The following is an 18,113-nucleotide window of genomic DNA, read 5'->3' on the forward strand; positions in this document are numbered from 1 at the left end:
ATTTAAGAAGTGAATTAATATATGGTTAAGAAAAAATCTTAAGCCTGCTCTTCTTTACTAAGTGCTCTTTGTTTGTAAGCAGCTTTTAACCTTGATTGTCTCAAAGTTACAGAAGGCTTGATAAACGCTTGTCTAGATCTTAATTGACGAACTGTACCTGTTTTATCAAATTTTCTCTTGTATTTTTTTAAAGCTCTGTCGATGGATTCACCATCTTTTACTGGAATTATTAACATATTTTACATCTCATTTTGGATTGCAAAACTAGACAATTTTTCTTAAAACACAAAATATATTACCACAAAGAATTACTCTTTCATTTAAAAACCCTTTACAAACCCAGTATTAAAAGCATTTAACTATGATAATATTTTTATCCACAATGACTAAACATTCAATTGCTAACCGCTTCAAATTATTTATTTTACAATCTCTTCTCATTAAAAAAACACCCATATTAATGAAATATAAACAAAAAGCATTACCTTTGCATTCACTTTATTCATGGGGTTGACTGGTTTCGACAGCAAGACCAATGGGTAAGTAAGCATGCAGAGAACCGTAGCGCGATCTCTATAATCCCTTGCTACAAAATTTTAACTGGCAACGAAGAGTTCGCTCTTGCAGCTTAATATCGAAGTATAGTAGATCAAGCGTTTTCCTGAAGATAGTAAGGAAGCAAGATATCTCACAAATGCTCTGTTCTGCGGCGTTTGATCCTGAGATATAGGAATGCGGGAATAAGATTTTAGAAGCTTCGGCTAAAATTCGAAAACTTTAGAAGATAAGCTGGAAGTTGGGTGTCTGCCCTCTGCCTTCAGTCGAAAACCAATGGTAGAATAAGCATGTAGAAATCTTATGTATTGCTTGTTTGGACGAGGGTTCGAATCCCTCCAACTCCACTAAAATAAAAGAGAATCTGGAAAATCAGATTCTCTTTTTTTATTACTACACCTGATTCAGAATATCATTGTGAATTTGACGAATAGCTCTACTATAATCGAACTGAACTTAACGAACTTCTTCATAGTCACTACCACTATTAGTTGCCATTTTTTGAATTAAAAGACTTTCAATCACCTGCTCTCCAGTGTCACTATTGAGTATAGTTATGTATATTCCAATTTATCTCAGATAGTTTAGCACGACCTGCACAAAATAATTCCTAAGCCATTCTATTTCTTCATCACCTTTTAAACTTCATTGTGAAATAACTTAAAAAGTTATATCTAATAAATGAAATATTATCATTAAACCCTATTGCTTCTGCAAAAAAGGATCTACCCACCTAGCTTATCATTCTTTCTCTTTGAGCACATTTAATCTTGCTTTTTCCAAATTTCTTACTAATTCCAAATACAAAAACTAATACAAAGTGTTACGATTTCTGCTATCACTTTCATATTATAAAAAGGTATCCTTTGAAATACTTCCAGCTTATTTGAATTTGAAATCTAGCACTCAATACATAACAAATTATAACCTACTGAAAACTAAAAGACTAAAGCGACACAATTTAAAATGAAAGCTTCTCGTCCACAAAAAAGGCTAAAAAAATGTTTTATCGTAAAGAATTTTATATATTTGCACCATCTAACAATTAAAAAAATAATTTACTATGTCAGACATTGCATCAAGAGTAAAAGCTATCATCGCGGATAAGCTTGACGTTGAAGAAACAGAAGTAACTCCTGAAGCTAGCTTCACTAACGATTTAGGAGCTGATTCACTAGATACAGTTGAGTTAATCATGGAATTTGAAAAAGAATTTAATATTCAGATCCCTGATGACCAAGCTGAAAAAATTACTACTGTAGGGCACGCTATCGCTTACATCGAAGAAGTAGTAAATAAATAATATTCTTCAACAAAAAAGAAATTAAACAAAGTTTATGGAATTAAAAAGAGTAGTTGTAACCGGATTTGGAGCAATAACACCAATAGGAAATAATGCAAAAGAATACTGGGAAAATCTTGTAAAAGGTGAGAGCGGTGCCGCTCCGATTACTCTTTTTGATGCCACAAACTTTAAAACGAAGTTCGCTTGCGAAGTGAAAAATTTCGATCCGTTACAGCATTTCGACAAGAAAGAGTCTAAAAAAATGGACCGAAACACTCAATTGGGGCTTGTTGCTGCCAGAGAAGCAGTAGCACATTCTGGAATTATTGAAGACAATGTAGATAAAAACAGAGTTGGAGTAATCTGGGGTTCCGGAATCGGAGGATTAGAGACTTTTGAAACTGAAGTGTTAGGATGGGCCAATACGGAAATTCCGAGATTCAACCCGTTCTTTATTCCGAAAATGATTGCGGATATCACTCCAGGACATATCTCTATTGAGTATGGTTTCCACGGACCTAATTACACTACCGTATCTGCATGTGCATCTTCAGCAAACGCTATAATTGATTCCAAAATGCTGATCCAGTTGGGAAAAGCAGACGTGATTGTGTGCGGAGGCTCTGAAGCAGCCGTTACAGCAAGTGGTGTCGGTGGATTTAATGCAATGATGGCACTTTCGACAAGAAATGATGATCCTAAAACAGCTTCAAGACCTTTTGACAAAGACAGAGATGGATTTGTATTAGGTGAAGGGGCAGGATGTATTATTCTTGAAGAATATGAGCACGCTGTAAAACGTGGTGCTACAATTTACGCAGAATTATTAGGAGGAGGTCTAAGTGCTGATGCACATCACATGACTGCTCCTCACCCTGAAGGCCTTGGTGCTTATCTGGTAATGAAGAGTTGCCTGGAAGATGCAGGTTTAACTGCTGATGAAGTAGATCATATCAATATGCATGGTACTTCTACTCCATTAGGAGACATCGCAGAATCCAATGCAATCTCAAGATTATTAGGCGAGCATGCTTACGACATTCAGATTAATTCTACAAAATCAATGACAGGCCACCTTCTTGGTGCTGCAGGTGTTATTGAAGCTATCGCTGCATTGGGAACTATTATTCATGGTATTGTTCCTCCTACCATCAACCATTTTACTGATGATGAAAATATTGACAGCAGACTAAACTTTACGTTTAGCACAGCTGTGAAGAAAGATGTAAAAGTAGCCATGAGCAATACTTTTGGATTTGGCGGGCATAACGCTTGCGTTCTATTTAAGAAAATCTAAATTCAATGAATGGAGTTACAGAAATACTTTTCTAAATTCCTTCTCAAAAAAAGAAAAAGACAATTAACGGAGAGAGAGTATTTTCTCAGTACCGAGCTTAAAAAAGTGTTAGGTACAGAGGTACAGAATATAGCTCTTTACCGCGAAGCTTTTTCTTTGAAAAATTCTTCTAAAAATCAAGACAGCAACTACGAAAGGCTTGAATTTTTGGGAGATTCTGTTTTGGGTACAATTATTTCTTGTCATTTGTTCCAGACCTATCCTCAGGCTAATGAGGGATATCTGACCCAAATGAAATCTAAGATTGTTAATAGGAAAAACCTCAATAAATTAGGCGAAGACCTTAAGCTTACCAACCTTTTGCAAAAGCAAAACAGTTCTTCTGCTTTGGGCGAGAATATCTCCGGAAATTTATTCGAAGCCCTAATTGGTGCCGTTTATTTAGACTTCCATTATGATACCTGTAAAAGGATTATTTTGGAAAAATTGCTGACCCCTTCTGAAATCAATAAGCTTGAAAACAAAATTGTAAGCTATAAAGGTCTACTGCTCGAATGGAGCCAAAAGAAGAAGGTCAATATAAAATACGAAACCTGCGAAGAAATACAAGCTAATAAATCTGTGGTATTCCGATGTCACGTGTGGCTGGGTGAAGGAAAAATTGCTAATGCAACAGAAACTTCCAAGAAAAAAGCAGAGGAAAAGGCAGCACAAAGGGCATTTTATATTTTAAATAAAAAAGAAAATATACTTGGAAATTCAAAAACTTTATGATCTTGATGATATAGAATTTGAAGATATTACCATAGGATTGGTAAGATTAGCAAAAGATGTACCTGCTCATGAGTTTTTTTACAAAATAAATCAAGCCAACAATCTCAGTTTTTCACGAAAAAAAGATCTTGTCTTTCATGGAGGATATTATGATTATTTTTTTCCACGATTTGAGGCCTATCACAAGTTTTCCAGGACCTGTTTTACCTTTATTTCAAATAAATCTTCTGAAAGTAAGCAAAAAAAAGTTCAGACAGAACTCTTTACAGAAGAAGAAAACATTAAATTTTTATTAAATAATCAGGTAGATGTGGAATATATTCTGCATAGTTCGGAACAGTTTCCTGATTTTTCCGTAATTTTGCTCCCTGAAAATCTTGTGTTTCCAATTCAAGATTATACACTGAGTTCTGATGAAGAACTTTATCAAATTATCCAGTATTATGAATAAGTATTTAAAGAAGACAAAAATTATCGCAACACTAGGGCCTGCTTCGTCATCGAAGGAGGTAATGTTAGATTTAATGAAAGCGGGTGTTGATATTTTCAGAATAAATTTTTCCCATGCAGATTACGACTTAGTTCGAAACAATATTGAAATAATTAGAGAGCTAAACAGCGAGTATGGTTATTCAGTAGGAATCCTGGGAGATCTTCAAGGGCCTAAGCTGAGAGTGGGAGTTGTAAAGGAAGGATCTTACCTGAATCCAGGTGATATTCTTACTTTTACCAATGAAAAGATGGAGGGAGATTCCACTAAGGTGTATATGACTTACCAACAGTTTCCACAAGATGTAAAAGTAGGAGAAAGAATCCTTATTGATGATGGAAAACTAATGCTGGAAGTTATCGAAACCAATGAAATAGATACCGTAAAAGCAAAAACCATTCAAGGAGGTCCGTTAAGTTCTAAAAAAGGAGTGAACCTACCTAATACGAATGTATCTCTTCCTGCATTGACAGAAAAAGATATTCAGGATGCCAATTTCATGCTTGACATGGAGGTTGACTGGATTGCCTTATCATTTGTTCGTCATGCTCAGGATATTATCGACTTGAAGGAGCTTATCAAAGCGCATCCAAATGGTAAATTCAAGACTCCGATTATTGCGAAGATTGAAAAGCCTGAAGGCGTTAAAAATATTGAGGAAATCCTTCTTGAATGTGATGGATTAATGGTAGCTCGTGGGGATCTTGGAGTAGAAGTTCCAATGGAAGAAGTTCCTGCGATCCAGAAAAACCTGGTAGAAAAAGCAAGATTCTATTCTAAGCCGGTGATTATCGCTACCCAGATGATGGAGACCATGATCAACAGTTTGACACCAACAAGAGCAGAAGTAAATGACGTTGCCAACTCTGTATTGGACGGAGCTGATGCAGTAATGCTTTCCGGAGAAACTTCTGTAGGCAGATATCCGGTACAGGTAGTGGAAAATATGGCTAAAATCGTAAAGAATATCGAGACCACTCATTTTTACCAACACAAAAATGAGCCAATCGAAAAAGATTATAACTGTATTGATGAGAGATTCATTACAAACAGGGTTTGTCTTGCAGCGGTAAGAATTGCTAAAACAACAAACGTTTCTGCTATTGTGACGCTTACTCACTCTGGTTACACTGCTTTCCAGCTTGCAGCACACAGACCAAACTCTCATATCATTGTATATAGTGGTAACAAAAGAGTGATTACCATGCTGAACCTTCTTTGGGGTGTTCACGCATACTATTATGATATGAAGAAATCTACTGATGAAACAATCATCCAGGTAAATATGCTGACTCATAACTACGGTTATATTGAAACCGGAGACTTTGTAATCAATATCAATGCTACTCCATCATACGAAGGTGGAAAAACGAATACGCTGAGATTGACGACAGTATAAGCAAAATTACTTTTGTAAAAAACATATAAAAAACTCCTGGAAATGATTTCCGGGAGTTTTTGTTTATAGTGTAAAGTCTACTCTTAACTTATAAATGTTCGTTTGCCATTCTGAACAAAACGGAGTGAAGTGAAAAATCTCTGAGATTCCTCGGAATGACATTTACACATCTTAATTACCTACAATAGTCTTAGCTGTCACGAATTCTTTTAAAGCCAACAGGGATAATTCTGTTCCATATCCTGAAGCTTTTGATCCTCCAAACGGAAAACGCGGATCAGAGCTTGTCATTCTGTTGATATTGACTGTTCCTGATTCAAGGTTTTCAATGAAGAATAATTGGCGGTCTTTATTTTTTGTCCATACAGAATTGGAAAGCCCAAAAGGAATATCATTAGCCATTTGTAAGGCTTCTTCATCATTTTTTGCAATCATAACCATACCAAGAGGTCCGAAAAGCTCTTCCTTTAAAATTGGATTTCCTTCCTGAACTCTGATTAAGCCTGGCTTAAATTCATTTTCTGAAATTCTTTCCAGAGGAATAATGATTTCTGCACCATTTTCCAACGCTCTGTTGAATTGAGCTTCCAACTCATCAGCCAGGTCAGGTCTTGCCATTCCTGCCAATTTGGTTTCTTTATCTAAGGGATCTCCAATTTCATATTTTTTATATTCTTCAATGAATATAGGGAGAAACTCATTTTCGATTTTTTCGTCAATGATAAATCTTTTAGCCGCAGTACAGGTTTGTCCACAGTTTTGAAGTCTGGATTTTACTCCAGCTTTTGCTGCTGCTTCCAGATCTGCATCATCAAAAATGATAAATGCATCACTTCCACCTAATTCAAGCAAAGATTTTTTGATATTTAAACCAGCTATTGACGCTACTTCACCGCCGGCTTTTCCACTTCCTGTAAGACTTACCCCTCTTACAGCATCATGCTCAAGAATTTCCTTTACTGCTTTGTGTCCTACTTCAAGATTCTGGAAAACACCTTCCGGAAAACCTGCTTCCAAAAGAACATCTTCAATTGCATTTCCGCTTCCGAAACAAATTGAAGCATGCTTCAAAACAATTGTATTTCCAGCTAAAATTGCAGGAGTAGCAAATCTCAATACCTGCCAAAAAGGAAAATTCCATGGCATTACTCCTAAAATCACTCCTTTCGGAGCGTAATGAACTTCAGAATAAGCAAATTCAGATTCTACTTTTTCTGGTTTCAAAATATTATCAGCAGCGGCATAATAATTCATCATTAAAGCACACTTTTCCACTTCAGCTATTGATTCTGAAATGGGCTTATTCATTTCTGTTGTAATTATTCTACCAAATCTCTCTGAATTATTCTTTAAAATTTCTGCTGCTTTTGCAATTAACTTCTGCCTTTCCTCAAACGGCACTTTTCTCCACACTGAAAACGCTTTATCTGCTTTAATAAGCTTGCTTTCAATTAATTGTTCCATAATATAAATCTGTTTTAAATTCAGCTAATGAATTTATGAGCGCTTTTGTTTTAAAAGCACGGTGAAATCAGCAAATTTCATTCCTTAAAGGTCAATAAAATAATGATTTTCTCTATCGGAAGAATATAGCTTTATCTTAAATCATTAGCCATTCATTCACAAGACATGCTGCCAGTCTTGCTGTTCGGTCCTGGATATCGAAAGAAGGATTAACTTCCGCTACATCCATTGCAACCAATTTTTTATTTTTTAAGATATGCCTGTAAAAATGCATAAAGGTCGGATCCGCAAAGATTCCGTTATACGCTGCAGCCGAAACTCCGGGAGCGACAGATGCATTAAAGACATCCATACAAATTGTAAGATAGGCATAATCTACCGTATCCAATAATTCGTCAATACGCTGATAGATTGACGGAAGGTTTTCAAAAAAAAGTTCATCAGCCAGAATATATTTCATTCCGTACTGATGAGCAGTATCAAATAGCTTCAGTGTATTGGAGTTTCTCTGAATTCCAATATGCAGAGAATTGATAGGACCTTCCTGAGCAATCTGCCAGAATCCGGTTCCTGAGCTTGCCCCTACTCCTTTTTCCGGCTGTCTGTTATCAAAATGGGCATCAAGATTAATAATCCCTATTTTTTGCTCCGGAAAAGCTGTTTTGACTCCTAAATAATGAGCATATGTAACCTCATGGCCTCCACCCAATACAAGGGATTTTCCGCCTTTTAAAAGTACTTTTGAAACATTTTTAGCAAGATTGTTCTGCGTATTTTCCAGATTACCATCGTCACAGGTAATATTCCCAAAATCCAGCATTGAAAAGTCAGGAAGAATCACCGGGAAATTGGACATGTTTTTTCTGATTACATCAGGTGCGTCCTTAGCTCCCTGACGGCCTTTATTTCGCCTTACTCCTTCATCTACAGCAAAACCATGCAGTACGAAGTCATCCGTTGCGATATTATCGTAGTTACGTTCTTCTTTTACTCTTTGAAATATTCTGTGATGGAGAAGTTCTTCTCCGTCCAATCTGCCTTGCCAAATATTACTCATCATTAATAATTTCAATTTGTATATTGTTTCTTTAAAGTTCAATCAAATCAAACTATTTTTAATTGTTATCCCAGTTTTTTTATTGTTTACTTTTTCTAATCAAGGAAGCGTATACACTTTTCATTATTTGAAAAATACAAAATATGATCATGAAAAAAAAGTAAAAAGATAATAGTACTATCGCTAGAAAAGCTATAAAAAGAAATCCGGAATAAAATATTTCTAAAAACTGTTTTTCCCCTTCGATCAAATTCCTATAATTCCAAAAAGACTGCAAAAAAGTAATCACATTTAAAGATACTATGAGTAGTACCAAATAAATTATCAAATTTTTAATAGCTTTCAAAATAGTAAATTTTATATTGAAATCCCATCAATATAAACATGTTCCGCATTCAAGCTTCCTTGATTATACAGTACATTTTGGAAGTTATTGGTTTTGAAAGTGACAAAATCTGCTTTTTTCCCTGTTTTCAACTGTCCTCTATCCTCAAGATTAAGGGCATAAGCTGCACGGAAAGTCATTCCTGCCAACACTTCAGCAGTGCTCAGTTTCTGGAAAGTGGCTAAGATAGAAGCCTGGGTAATTAAATTTCCCATCGGCGCTGATCCAGGATTCCAGTCACTTGCAATCGCTACAATAGCTCCTGCATCTAATAATTTTCTTGCAGGAGTAAATTTTTCTCCTAGTCCTAAGCTTGCTCCGGGAAGTGCTGTTGCTACGGTATCAGACTTAGCCAAAAAATCGATATCCTCATCAATAGTTGCTTCTAAATGGTCTGCAGATGCAGCTCCCACCTCTACTGCAATTCTTGAGCTTCCTGGCGTAAACTGATCTGCATGAACGGTAATCTCAAAACCTAATGCTTTTGCTTTAAGCAAGAATTCTTTACTTTCTTCAGGCTGGAATGCAGACTTTTCGATAAAGATGTCTACTCTATTCGCCAATTCTTCTTCTTTTACTTTTGGTAAAATTTCAGTAATGATATACTCAAGATATTCAGGATTGTTTCCTTCAAAATCTCTAGGCTTTAAATGAGCCGAAAGACAGGTAGGAACTAAAGTAGCTTTAGTTTCATTCTGTGCTTTTTTAATAATTCTAAGCATCTTCAGCTCATTTTCTATATCCAGTCCGTAGCCGCTCTTCACTTCAATAGTGGTAATTCCTAAATCAACCAAAAAGTTGATTCTTTCTATTAAAGTTTTCAGCAATTCTTCTTCTGATGCATTTCTTGTATGCTGCACAGAACTCCAGATTCCACCACCGCTTTCAGCGATTTCCAGATAGGTTTTCCCTGCATTACGCATCGCAAAATCATTGGCACGGTTTCCTCCGAAACAGATATGGGTATGTGAATCTACAAAAGCAGGAAGAACAATCTGCTCTCCCTCGATGTTTTCGATTTTTATGGTAGGATTTTCTGCTTTTAATGTTTCAAAATTTCCAACTTTATGAATGATATTCTGTTCTATTACAATTCCTCCGTCTACAATAATTTCAAGTTGTTCATCGGAAAGTTTTCCTCTTAATGGTAAGTTAGCAAGCGTTACCACCTGCTTAAATGGTCCTATTAATTTCATGAGTTTAAAGTTAATACTAATATTCAGATTGAGGCTGATTCATTTATTATCAACACCTGTCTTCTAAACAATCAAAATTTCAATAATTTTTATCAATAATTTCTCCTCTCAAAAATACTTAAAATATCCCAATTATTTAAATCTTAGCTGTTCTCATTTTTAACCTTAGCGTAAACTCAGCATCAATCTTAACCTTTTCTCAATCTGCCCTTCAACCTTAGTCTAAATTTGCTATCTTTGAGGTAAATGAAATGAATTAATGCCAGATTTTTTACATCCAGATAAGGAAAACTACTCACGCGAGGAGCTGATGCAGGAAGAACAGATCCGTCCCCAGAGCTTTAAAGATTTTGCGGGGCAGAGAAAAACGCTGGAGAACCTTGAAGTTTTTGTTACCGCTGCGAAAAGACGCGGAGGAGCATTAGATCATGTCTTATTGCATGGTCCGCCGGGACTTGGTAAAACCACTTTAGCCAATATTATTGCCAATGAGCTTGGAGTGAACTGTAAGATTACTTCTGGTCCTGTATTGGATAAACCCGGAAGTTTAGCTGGTTTATTAACAAATCTGGAAGAAAATGATGTCCTTTTCATTGATGAAATTCACCGTCTTTCTCCTGTTGTAGAGGAATATCTGTATTCCGCAATGGAAGATTATAAGATTGACATCATGCTGGAAACAGGTCCTAATGCCAGAAGTGTGCAGATTGGGCTGAATCCTTTTACTCTGGTGGGAGCAACTACAAGAAGCGGAATGCTTACCAAACCTATGCTTGCCCGATTCGGGATTCAAAGCAGACTGGAGTATTATTCTATTGAACTTTTGTCTACGATTATCCAACGAAGTGCAAGGGTTCTGGGAGTTGTTATTTACGAAGATGCAGCGATAGAAATTGCTAGAAGAAGTCGTGGAACCCCAAGGATTGCCAATGCATTATTGAGAAGGGTACGTGATTTCGCGGAGATCAAAGGGAACGGTGAAATTGAGATCAATATTACAAAATATGCGCTGAACTCTCTCAATGTGGATGAATTTGGATTGGATGAAATGGATAATAAGATCATGCGTGTTATGATTGAAAATTTTAAAGGAAAACCAGTTGGTATTTCTGCTTTGGCCACCTCTATTGCTGAAAATCCTGAAACACTGGAAGAAGTTTATGAGCCATTTTTGATTCAGGAAGGATTTATTATCAGAACTCCGAGAGGAAGAGAAGTTACTGACAAAGCTTACAAACATTTAAATATTACCAGACCTAAAAATCCGGGTGAACTTTTTTAGTTCAAAGATTCAAGGTTTAAGGTTTAGGTTAATGAGAGTTTATTAGTTTATGTTTATACCCAAATTATACAGAAGCGAAGATTACAATTTGATGAGAGAGATTATCAAAGAAAATTCTTTTGCTTTATTGATTTCTTCTGTTGACAAGATCCGAGCGACCCATGCTATGATGATGTTAAATGAAGATGATCCGGAAAATGCTTATATTGAAACTCATATTTCGAGAGCTAACCCACAGGCGAAAACCTTAAAAAACGGAGATGAGGCTCTTTGTGATTTTTTAGGAGCCCACACTTACATATCCAGCAGCTGGTACGATCATATTAATGTTTCCACCTGGAATTATGAAGCAGTACAGATCTATGGAAAGATTGAACTGATGAATCATGATGAGCTTTATGCTCATTTGGATAAATTAACTTCCAAATATGAAAAAATTCAGCAATGCCCGATGATGGTGAAGGATATGGGAAAAGAATTCGTGGAAAAGGAAATGAAGGGTGCTTTTGGCATTAAAATAATTCCTAACGAAATATTTATCAAGCAAAAACTTTCTCAGAACAGAAAAGAGACTGATTATGAAAATATTATCAATCATCTTGAGGGTTCTGATGATAACGCAAAAAAAATTGCGGAGAAAATGAAAGCAATAAAAAAATAATCAAAATATACATATGAAGTTATATCCAATACAATGTGGAAAATTTAAACTGGACGGCGGTGCTATGTTCGGAGTCGTCCCGAAGAGTCTGTGGGAAAAAACAAACCCGGCAGACGAAAAAAACTTAATCGAACTGGGAACACGTTCCCTGCTTATTGAAGACGGAAAAAAACTAATCCTGGTAGACTGCGGTCTTGGAAATAAACAGGATGATAAATTTTTCGGGCATTATTCTCTTTTTGGAGATGATACTCTTGATAAAAATCTAAAGAAATACGGTTTTATAAAGGAGGATATTACGGATGTATTCCTTACCCACCTTCACTTCGATCACTGTGGTGGTGCTATAGAATGGAATGATGACAGAACCGGATACAGGCCCGCTTTCAAAAATGCTAATTTCTGGACTAATGAAAATCACTGGCAATGGGCAACAGAACCTAATGCGAGAGAAAAAGCAAGTTTCCTGAAGGAAAATATTATGCCGATACAGGAAAGTGGCCAGCTTAATTTTTTACCGCTTCCTACTACCGGAAATTACGGTTTTGCTCCTGATCTGAAGATGGATGTCATCTTTGTGGATGGACATACAGAAAAACAAATGCTTCCGGTCATTCAATACCAGGAAAAAACAGTCGTTTTTGCTGCAGATCTTATTCCTACAGCAGGACATATCAACCAGGTATATGTGATGGGGTATGATACCAGACCTCTTTTAACATTGGAAGAAAAGGGAAAATTCCTAAAGCAGTGTGTAGATAACGAATATTTATTATTCTTTGAACATGATGCTCACAATGAGCTGGCAAGTCTTAAAATGACCGACAAAGGGGTAAGACTTGATGAGACGTTTACCTTTAATGATGTTTTTGGATATTAATTTTAAATCATGGAAGAATTACATTCAGAAACACAACAGGCTGAACCGGAACCAGCACCCAAGATCATAGGTTTAACAGGCGGAATTGGCTCTGGAAAAACTACAGTAGCCCGCTTTATAGAGGAATTCGGATTTCCGGTTTATTATTCCGATGAAAGAGCAAAGGCAATCGTCAATGAGAATGAAGATCTGAAAATAAAGATCAAGGAACTTCTTGGCGAAGAATCTTATGATGAAAATGGATTGTATGACAGAAAATTCGTTGCCAGTAAGGTTTTCAACAATAGTGATATTCTCGAGCAATTAAATGAAATCATACACCCTGCTGTACGAATTGATTTTGAAGATTGGGTAAGTAGGCAAAGCAAATATTTGGTTTTCAAAGAAACTGCATTATTGTTTGAACTAAAACTTAACAGACAATGTTATAAATCTCTTTTGGTAACAGCTGAGGATAATATCAGGGCTAAAAGAGTAATGGATAGAGATAATAAAACCTATCGTGAAGTAGAGGCTGTTATGGAAAAACAGATGCCTGAAAGGGATAAAATTAAAATGGCAGATTGTATCATCTACAACAATACCAATCTGCAAGAATTAAAAGAACAGACCGAAAAAGTAATCTTTGCCATTGAATAGAAATATTCCTAAAGATTATTTTCTCGCTTAAAAATAAAAAAGCCCTCATTTTTTTGAGGGCTTTTTGTATTATTCCTTTATAAATTTCTTTTGGATGATATTTCCATTATCTTCATTAGAGATAACATATACACTATTGATTAATTTACTCATATCAGTCTAATATTATTCTACCTGATATAAATTGGCCGGAAGCGTTGTACATTGTAATTAATCAATAATAATAAGGATAAAAAATAAGCCTCCATTTCTGGAGGCTTATTCTATTTGATATTTAGTTTACTTATTCTTTGATAAATTTCTTCTGAACAGTTTTACCGTTATCATCGATATCAATTACATAAACACCGTTAATCAATCTGCTTACGTTGATTTGGTTGTTTAGTAAGATACCATCTCCTATTACCTGTCCTGCAGCATTGTAGATCTTATATTTAGCTCTCTTGCTGATATTTTTAACAAATAATATTGAGCTTACCGGGTTAGGATAAATCATGATACCCGTCTGATCAATTGGATTAGCAACAATCGGCTTAGAGATTCTTACTGTGTAATCCTCTACTTCTCCGTTTTTGAAGCTTGTACAGTTTACAGGAATACCGTCTCTTTCCATTGCTACTCTCATCACTACATATTTGTAATCCGTCATACTTACAAACGCATCTGCCGGTACATTGAATTTACCTGAGATAGGGCTGTCTGTATTTGGTGGAGAGCTTAATACTCTTTCATTGATATCAAATTCACCATTTCTGTTGAAGTCAATCCAAACTGCGATTCCTTCGTTGTACGTGTTTCCTGTCCACTTCTTCTCAATGATGATCTCATTATCTGTTGATCCCTGGATCATTTCGATGAATGTTTTAGGAACTCCTGTATAATCTGTATACGTTGATGCTCCTGATTCATTCTCCATTGTTTTCTTACCGGTAGGCTTCACAGTAACTTTAGAGATATGCTCGCCTATAGAACTTCCTGAATTCATCTGACAGTAAATTACTGTAGGAGTTGTGAAGTAATATGGAGGAGTATAATTTCCTGGTGTCCCGTTACAGATATTTACCACCTGCATTTCATATTTAGTTAATTCTGTAAGACCTGTTAATACAAGGTTATTAACTAATGATGGTACTTCTGTCCAGCTTGGAATACCTACTTTTCTATATCTAAGAACATATGTTGCTCCAGGGAAAGGATCCCATTGGATTGCTGCCGATGTAGGAAGCAATTGAGTAATTGTTAATCCTGGAGGCGGAATTTCACAGATTCTTTCTGTTGTAAATACTTTAGGGTTTGAATATGGATTCAGAGCAGTTTCTCCGTTACACATATTAGCAATCTGTACTTCATAAGTAGTGAAAGGCTCTAATGGAGTCACACTACCTAACACATAAGTATTTGCAGGAGCTGCTGGTAAACTGATAATATTCCATGTAGTAGTACCTACTTTTCTCCATCTCATTGTATAGGTAGAACTTGCTGCAAGTGGTGCCCATGTAATCAATGCTGTTGTTGGAGTAATGTTACCTACTGTCACATTCGGAGGAGTAGGATCACATCTTGTGGTAAATGTCTTGATTGGAGTTGCTGTTCCTACAATATCTCCACAAATTGCAGCTACTTCTACTTCATAAGTGGTAGCTGGTGTCAATCCGGTGATTACTAATGGAAGGTTCCCCAATTGTGTTGAAGCATATACTTGTGTCCAAGCTGTTGTACCCTGAACTCTGTATCTTACCAAATAACTTACTCCTGCTCCTGTAATTGTAACAGTAGCTGTTGTATGAGTAGTAGTAAATGTAGGTGCGTTTGGAGTTGCATTGCTACAAGGTCTGATTCTTACTCTGTAGTCTTCCACTTCTCCATCTACTGCATTCTGACACATTACAGGAGCACTTGTACGTTTTAGTACCACTCTCATTGTAGTTGTCAATGGACCTGTATAAGATGTTGAAGGAACGGCAAACGTAGCAGTAACAGGGGTAGTTGTGTTAGCTGGAGAAATTAAAATTCTTTCAGCGTCTGTAAACTGTCCGTTTCTGTCAAAGTCAATCCATGCTGTTACAGCATCGTTTCCTGTTGCTCCAGTCCAACCTTTAGCTACAGAGATTTTATTATTTTGAGAATTAACATCTAAAGTAATAAGAGTCTCAGGTGTTGTATAGCTGGTGTAATTAGTCTGTACTGAAGTATTGTTCATTGGAGGAACTCCAAGGTTCGAAGAGGTAACTGTTACATTCGAAATATGGTCATTCGTTCCGGTACCTGTCATCTGGCAGTAAGACAGCGGTGGTGTTGTAAACGTTACTGATGATGAGTAAGATCCTGTAGAACCTCCACATGTTGTAGAGACCTGAACTTCATAATTTGTCTGCTCAGTAAGACCAGTGATTCCATAGAAGTTTTGACCAGCTGGCACAGTAGCCGTCTGCCACACCCCTCCAGGAGTAGTTCTCCATCTTATATTATAAGTAGCTCCTACAGTTGCAACCCATGATACTGTTGCAGTAGTTGCACCAATATTGTTTACTGTAATATTCGTTGGAGGAGCTGTTGAACATGGTTGAGAATCTACAAATTTTACCGCATAATCTTCTACTTCTCCCTGGGTAAATGTTCCACAAGGGTTAGCATTATCAAAATATCTCATTACTACACGCATACGGGTAGGAAGAGTTCCAGTATATACATTTCCACTCGCCACTGTAGGGACAGCAAAAGTTGCCGTTACCGGAGTAGTTGTATTATAAGTAGTATTCAGAATTCTCTCACTCGTTTCAAATGTTCCGTTTCTGTTAAAATCAACCCAAGCTGAAACTCCATAAGATGTAGGAGAACCTGGCCAGTATTTGTTCACAGAAATTTTATTATTTGCAGAACCTCTTTCAAATATAACTACTCTTGTAGGATCTGGTGTATAATCTTTATAGTTATCCGATCCTGAATTACTCAACATGATAGGAGTATTCGTAGGAGTAACGGTTACATTATTAATATATCCGCTAGTAGCACTATTACCTGTAGGACCTGCCGTACAATAAGTAAGAGCAGGAGTTGTAAAGGTTACACTCGGAGAGAATGCACCTGTAGTACCTCCACAAATAGTAGCTACCTGAACGTCATATGTAGTCTGCTCTAATAATCCTGTAAGTATTTGGTTACTTACCAAAGGTGTATTTACAGCAATCTGCTGCCATGCACCGGAAGGAGAAACTCTGTATCTTACAATATAAGTAGCTCCTGTAGTTGATGTCCAAGTAACGTTAGCAGAAGAAGGAGTTACATTGTTTACCTGAATGTCAGCCGGTGGAGCTGTAGTACATGCTGATAAATCAATAAGTTTAACAGCATAATCTTCAGTTTCACCATAAGAATAAGTTCCACAAGCATTAATAGGACTGTACTCATTCATTACTACACGCATTCTGGTAGTAAGGTTTCCGGTATATGCACCACCTGCAGCATTTGGTATATTGAATGTGGCCGTAACCGGCGTTGTCGTATTACTTGGAGAAGTCAATACTCTTTCAGTCGCTTCAAAAATACCATTACGGTTAAAGTCAATCCAAACTCCTGTTAAGAAGCTATACTGGTAACCCGGCCATGTTTTTGCTACAGAAACAGTAGCAGTACCTCCTCTTACCAAAGTAACTAATCTTGTAGGATCTGTACTATAATCTGTGTAACCACTTTGATTAGAGTTACTCACCATCGAAGGAGCTCCTTGTGCATTAACTGCAACCTGGCTTATATACCCATCAATAAAAGTACTTGTAGCCGCTGAATTACAATAAGTAAGTGCCGGAGTTGTAAAGTTTATACTGGAAGAGAATGCTCCCTGAGTACCCCCACAGATAGTAGCTACCTGAACTTCATACTGGGTTTGTTCTGTTAATCCGGTAATGATCTGGTTTCCTACCAAAGGTGTTGTTACGTTAATTGTCACCCAAGGTCCTCCTGCTACAGGTCTGTATCGTACAACATACGTAGCACCTGCAGAAAGATACCAACCTACATTAGCCGAAGTTGTTGTCAGGTTGGAAATTGTAATATTGGTAGGAGGAGCTGTTGAACAAGCTGGCAGCGGATGGCTTTCCAACTGTATTCTAGGAATATCTGCAACTCTGTCTTTTGCAGCAGGAGGTGCTGCAGGGTCTGGGTTTGCAGAATCTTCATAATAGATCATCCCTCTGTTTGCTCCTGCGTTATAAGATCCCCAAGCTGTACCTGGCGAAGACGAATAACCTGGAGTTTTTTCATTTACAGCAATCACAAGATTGTCTGTTCCGTTCCACAAAAACGGAGTTGCCAATTGAAGAGTTACCCAGTTCCCATTTGTCAGGTTAGGTAAATTTCCGGCGAAAACTTGGGTCAAACCACTTAATGGAACCCAGTTTGTAGTGGTTGCAAAGTTATTCTGGGTTGTGTTCCCCATATATACTACCCAATCCTTATAGACATCCTGAGATGTTGAAACGGTGGTAGAATAAAACTTTACAGCCGTGATATAGTTCGACGTACCTATAGCAGTCGTAAGCTCCGCAGCAGTATAAATCTGCTGGGAATAACTATACCCATAATAGGAACGTATGGGGAGATACACTGAGGTACCCGTTCCTGTCCCGATCTGTCCTGCCTGAGCTGAGACTTTGGATACAAAGCCTGTACAGATCAAACAGAGAAACAGAATTAAAGAGGTAAAGAATTTCTTCATAATGTTTTCATTATAATATTAATCATACAAATCTA

Annotated in this window: 14 protein-coding genes and 1 other RNA gene; 10 read left to right on the forward strand and 5 right to left on the reverse strand. The window is 36.8% G+C overall.

What is annotated here, in order from left to right; translation table 11 throughout:
• Positions 1 to 38: 38 nt before the first annotated feature.
• Positions 39 to 236 carry a 30S ribosomal protein S21 gene (rpsU, locus tag KYG33_RS12020; protein ID WP_047379266.1) on the reverse strand — a complete coding sequence of 66 codons (198 nt, stop codon included), beginning with the start codon at positions 234 to 236 and terminating at the stop codon, positions 39 to 41.
• Between the two features lie 270 nt (positions 237 to 506).
• Between rpsU and ssrA the strand changes: the two genes are divergently transcribed.
• The 6 genes from ssrA to pyk all read left to right on the forward strand — a co-directional run bounded on the left by ssrA (position 507) and on the right by pyk (position 5,800).
• Positions 507 to 905: a transfer-messenger RNA gene (ssrA, locus tag KYG33_RS12025) on the forward strand.
• A gap of 713 nt (positions 906 to 1,618) precedes the next feature.
• On the forward strand, positions 1,619 to 1,858 hold the full coding sequence (locus tag KYG33_RS12030) for an acyl carrier protein (RefSeq protein WP_002976354.1): 240 nt from the start codon (positions 1,619 to 1,621) through the stop codon (positions 1,856 to 1,858).
• A gap of 34 nt (positions 1,859 to 1,892) precedes the next feature.
• Complete coding sequence (fabF, locus tag KYG33_RS12035) at positions 1,893 to 3,137, forward strand: beta-ketoacyl-ACP synthase II (protein ID WP_077418881.1); 1,245 nt, start codon at positions 1,893 to 1,895, stop codon at positions 3,135 to 3,137.
• A gap of 9 nt (positions 3,138 to 3,146) precedes the next feature.
• Positions 3,147 to 3,911 (forward strand): ribonuclease III, encoded by a 765-nt coding sequence (gene rnc, locus KYG33_RS12040; RefSeq protein ID WP_077418880.1) that lies wholly within the window; start codon positions 3,147 to 3,149, stop codon positions 3,909 to 3,911.
• The gene (locus KYG33_RS12045; protein ID WP_047386079.1) at positions 3,889 to 4,362 is read left to right on the forward strand and encodes an IPExxxVDY family protein; all 474 of its coding nucleotides are present in this window, start codon (positions 3,889 to 3,891) and stop codon (positions 4,360 to 4,362) included. Before rnc ends, KYG33_RS12045 begins: the two co-directional genes overlap by 23 nt.
• Positions 4,355 to 5,800, forward strand: a complete 1,446-nt coding sequence (gene pyk, locus KYG33_RS12050) for a pyruvate kinase (RefSeq protein WP_077419354.1) — start codon at positions 4,355 to 4,357, stop codon at positions 5,798 to 5,800. The genes KYG33_RS12045 and pyk overlap by 8 nt, the downstream gene beginning before the upstream one ends.
• 171 nt (positions 5,801 to 5,971) lie before the next feature.
• Here pyk and KYG33_RS12055 read toward each other — a convergent pair whose 3' ends face one another.
• From KYG33_RS12055 to hutI, 3 genes are all read right to left on the reverse strand, one after another.
• Positions 5,972 to 7,264 carry an aldehyde dehydrogenase family protein gene (locus KYG33_RS12055; protein ID WP_180564665.1) on the reverse strand — a complete coding sequence of 431 codons (1,293 nt, stop codon included), beginning with the start codon at positions 7,262 to 7,264 and terminating at the stop codon, positions 5,972 to 5,974.
• 136 nt (positions 7,265 to 7,400) lie between these two features.
• Positions 7,401 to 8,321, reverse strand: a complete 921-nt coding sequence (hutG, locus tag KYG33_RS12060; protein ID WP_077419353.1) for a formimidoylglutamase — start codon at positions 8,319 to 8,321, stop codon at positions 7,401 to 7,403.
• A 357-nt stretch (positions 8,322 to 8,678) separates the two neighbouring features.
• On the reverse strand, positions 8,679 to 9,902 hold the full coding sequence (hutI, locus tag KYG33_RS12065; protein ID WP_219071814.1) for an imidazolonepropionase: 1,224 nt from the start codon (positions 9,900 to 9,902) through the stop codon (positions 8,679 to 8,681).
• A gap of 259 nt (positions 9,903 to 10,161) precedes the next feature.
• On the opposite strand from hutI, the gene ruvB reads away from it, so the two are divergent.
• The 4 genes from ruvB to coaE all read left to right on the forward strand — a co-directional run bounded on the left by ruvB (position 10,162) and on the right by coaE (position 13,364).
• On the forward strand, positions 10,162 to 11,184 hold the full coding sequence (gene ruvB / locus KYG33_RS12070; protein WP_047425136.1) for a Holliday junction branch migration DNA helicase RuvB: 1,023 nt from the start codon (positions 10,162 to 10,164) through the stop codon (positions 11,182 to 11,184).
• A gap of 91 nt (positions 11,185 to 11,275) precedes the next feature.
• Positions 11,276 to 11,845 carry an FMN-binding negative transcriptional regulator gene (locus KYG33_RS12075; protein ID WP_232539011.1) on the forward strand — a complete coding sequence of 190 codons (570 nt, stop codon included), beginning with the start codon at positions 11,276 to 11,278 and terminating at the stop codon, positions 11,843 to 11,845.
• Positions 11,846 to 11,858: 13 nt separating this feature from the next.
• Complete coding sequence (locus KYG33_RS12080) at positions 11,859 to 12,725, forward strand: MBL fold metallo-hydrolase (protein WP_077418876.1); 867 nt, start codon at positions 11,859 to 11,861, stop codon at positions 12,723 to 12,725.
• A 9-nt stretch (positions 12,726 to 12,734) separates the two neighbouring features.
• Positions 12,735 to 13,364 (forward strand): dephospho-CoA kinase, encoded by a 630-nt coding sequence (gene coaE / locus KYG33_RS12085; RefSeq protein WP_077418875.1) that lies wholly within the window; start codon positions 12,735 to 12,737, stop codon positions 13,362 to 13,364.
• A gap of 283 nt (positions 13,365 to 13,647) precedes the next feature.
• Here the strand turns inward: coaE and KYG33_RS12090 are convergent, their stop codons facing one another.
• Positions 13,648 to 18,078: a GEVED domain-containing protein gene (locus KYG33_RS12090; RefSeq protein WP_219071815.1), complete on the reverse strand. Its 4,431-nt coding sequence runs from the start codon at positions 18,076 to 18,078 to the stop codon at positions 13,648 to 13,650.
• Between the last annotated feature and the right edge of the window lie 35 nt (positions 18,079 to 18,113).

This window comes from Chryseobacterium sp. D764 (assembly GCF_019317325.1).
Lineage (GTDB): Bacteria > Bacteroidota > Bacteroidia > Flavobacteriales > Weeksellaceae > Chryseobacterium.

Coding starts and splice junctions, on each gene's coding strand:
- KYG33_RS12055 (WP_180564665.1), bottom strand. CDS start 7,264: ATGGAACAATTAATTGAAAGCAAGCTTATTAAAGCAGATAAAGCGTTT.
- pyk (WP_077419354.1), top strand. CDS start 4,355: ATGAATAAGTATTTAAAGAAGACAAAAATTATCGCAACACTAGGGCCT.
- coaE (WP_077418875.1), top strand. CDS start 12,735: ATGGAAGAATTACATTCAGAAACACAACAGGCTGAACCGGAACCAGCA.
- KYG33_RS12075 (WP_232539011.1), top strand. CDS start 11,276: ATGAGAGAGATTATCAAAGAAAATTCTTTTGCTTTATTGATTTCTTCT.
- ruvB (WP_047425136.1), top strand. CDS start 10,162: ATGCCAGATTTTTTACATCCAGATAAGGAAAACTACTCACGCGAGGAG.
- KYG33_RS12090 (WP_219071815.1), bottom strand. CDS start 18,078: ATGAAGAAATTCTTTACCTCTTTAATTCTGTTTCTCTGTTTGATCTGT.
- KYG33_RS12080 (WP_077418876.1), top strand. CDS start 11,859: ATGAAGTTATATCCAATACAATGTGGAAAATTTAAACTGGACGGCGGT.
- hutI (WP_219071814.1), bottom strand. CDS start 9,902: ATGAAATTAATAGGACCATTTAAGCAGGTGGTAACGCTTGCTAACTTA.
- KYG33_RS12030 (WP_002976354.1), top strand. CDS start 1,619: ATGTCAGACATTGCATCAAGAGTAAAAGCTATCATCGCGGATAAGCTT.
- rnc (WP_077418880.1), top strand. CDS start 3,147: ATGGAGTTACAGAAATACTTTTCTAAATTCCTTCTCAAAAAAAGAAAA.
- rpsU (WP_047379266.1), bottom strand. CDS start 236: ATGTTAATAATTCCAGTAAAAGATGGTGAATCCATCGACAGAGCTTTA.
- fabF (WP_077418881.1), top strand. CDS start 1,893: ATGGAATTAAAAAGAGTAGTTGTAACCGGATTTGGAGCAATAACACCA.
- hutG (WP_077419353.1), bottom strand. CDS start 8,321: ATGAGTAATATTTGGCAAGGCAGATTGGACGGAGAAGAACTTCTCCAT.